Raw genomic sequence first — 1,864 nt, forward strand, 5'->3', positions numbered from 1 at the left:
GCCGGGCGGGGAGTCGTCCGGGCGGTACAGGCGGATGCTGCCGATGTTCTTCAGCCTCGGCAGCAGCCGGAAGTTGAGCAGCTCGGTGAAGGCGAACCCGACCACGGACGCGCCGTGCGTGTCGACGTAGTTGGACTCGATCTCGGCGTCCGTGCAGTGCCTCAAAAGTCCCTCGATCATCGCCGCGACCTCGGACGACGAACAGCTCTTGAGCTGGGAGTAGATGCAGACGTTCTTCCGCTCCACATGCCAATAGATCATCACGCCGTTGCCGCCGTAGCGGGCGTGGTACTCGGTCATGAAGTTGCTGGACCAGGACCCGAACTTCTTCGAGTCCGACGCGCACGAGGTGCCGGTGCCCCACCATGCGGTGTCCCGGGGGGGGCGAAGGTGGAGTTCACCAGCTTGCGCACGGCGGCCCGCAGGTTGTCGACGGTGATGAAGTGCCGGCGCACGTGCCGCAGCGCCGCCTCGCTCTCGTCGTGCCCGCCGGTCGCCACGATGGCCCGGATGCCCATGTTCGTACCGAGGGCGAACAAGGCCAACAGGAGGCGGCGCTGGAGGACGGCGCGGTCGATGCGCTCGTAGGCGGCGACCGAGGCGAACTCGTCGGTGAAGCCGGTGTCGAAGTCGGCGTTCTTGAGCACGTCCAGGAGGTCGAGCACACCCCGGCGGCGTACCACCTCGTCCTTGAGCGCCGTCAGGCCGGTGGGCTCGTCCAGCTTCTCCAGCTTCGGCACGGAGATCCACGGCTCGCCGTGCCGGGTGGTCACCTTCACCCCGCCCGCCGAGCCGTCCGCCAGAGCGGCCGTGAGCCGGTCCAGGCCGCTCGTCATCCGCTGCTTCAAATCCGCGATGAACTCCACCGCGTCCAGCGGCTGACGGATCGCCGCATAGTGCACTGTGCGGGTGGCCTCGAAGTCGCCGGGCAGATCATCCTCCGGGTCGCCCCACCGCCTCCCGCCCTCGACGTAGATCTCCCGGCGCCGGATCGCGTCCCGCAGCGCGACCAGGACACACAGCTCGTACGGGATGCGCTCGACCTTGCCCTTGTCGTCCACGACGGCCTCGCGCCAGTCCTTGCGCACGACGCCGTCCATCGGCACCACGTCGCCAGCGTCGTAGAAGCGCACCTTGCCGTCGACGCCGGCGTACTTCTCCAGCAGCGCGAGCGCGTCCATCACCGGCCGGTAAGCGGTGTTGTTGCAGCGGAACCCCAGCGTCCTCAGCAGCGGCGGCAGCATCTGCCGGTAGTACGAGCTGTACGAGGAGCGCAGCGTGGTGCGGACCTTGGCCTTGAAGACCTTCTCGTTCGCCTTCGCCTCGGCCACCAGGTCGCGCAGCGTCTTCTCACCGACCACCGGGTACAGGGCCGTGCGTACGGTCTCGTCGGGCTGGCCGATCGCCGCGTCCGCCAGCTTGAAGAGGATGCCCTCCTTGCCGCGGACCTTCTTCAGCTCGGCGGTGAGCTGCCTCTCGACCCGCCGCTCGGCGCGGGCGTTGATCTTCTGCACCAGGGCGATCAGCAGGTCCCCCAGGGCATCGGTGATCTCCGTCTGCCGGGAGGAGCACAGCGCCGCGAGCAGCGTGAGCCGCACGTCCTCGGCGGTGTCACGGAAGTCCGAGGGGTACATCTTGATCGCCCGCGCACGCCACGCGGCCAGCAGTTTCTCCGAGCAGTCCGCGAACAGCCCGTCGGGCAGGCTGAGTTTCCGCACGTCGTTCAGCTTGGTGATCTCCGTCAGCAGCGACTCCAGGCCGACGGCGCCCGGGTCGCGCTTGAGCAACGCCAGCAGGGTGGCACCGTCCTCGTTGCCTTCCGCTACCAGCTCCAGCAGCCGGGCCACCCCGACCTCGCCTAGGC

Annotated in this window: 1 protein-coding gene and 1 pseudogene; both read right to left on the reverse strand. The window is 68.5% G+C overall.

Annotation, left to right across the window (positions count from 1 at the left end; translation table 11 throughout):
• Nucleotides 1-309: pseudogene (locus ACIF9R_RS38235) on the reverse strand (Tn3 family transposase); the annotation flags it as partial.
• The gene (locus tag ACIF9R_RS38240; protein ID WP_399987724.1) at nt 297-1,634 is read right to left on the reverse strand and encodes a Tn3 family transposase; all 1,338 of its coding nucleotides are present in this window, start codon (nt 1,632-1,634) and stop codon (nt 297-299) included. The pseudogene ACIF9R_RS38235 and the gene ACIF9R_RS38240, both read right to left, overlap by 13 nt.
• Between the last annotated feature and the right edge of the window lie 230 nt (nt 1,635-1,864).

Origin of the sequence: Streptomyces sp. NPDC086080 (genome assembly GCF_044540255.1) — a bacterium.
Lineage (GTDB): Bacteria > Actinomycetota > Actinomycetes > Streptomycetales > Streptomycetaceae > Streptomyces.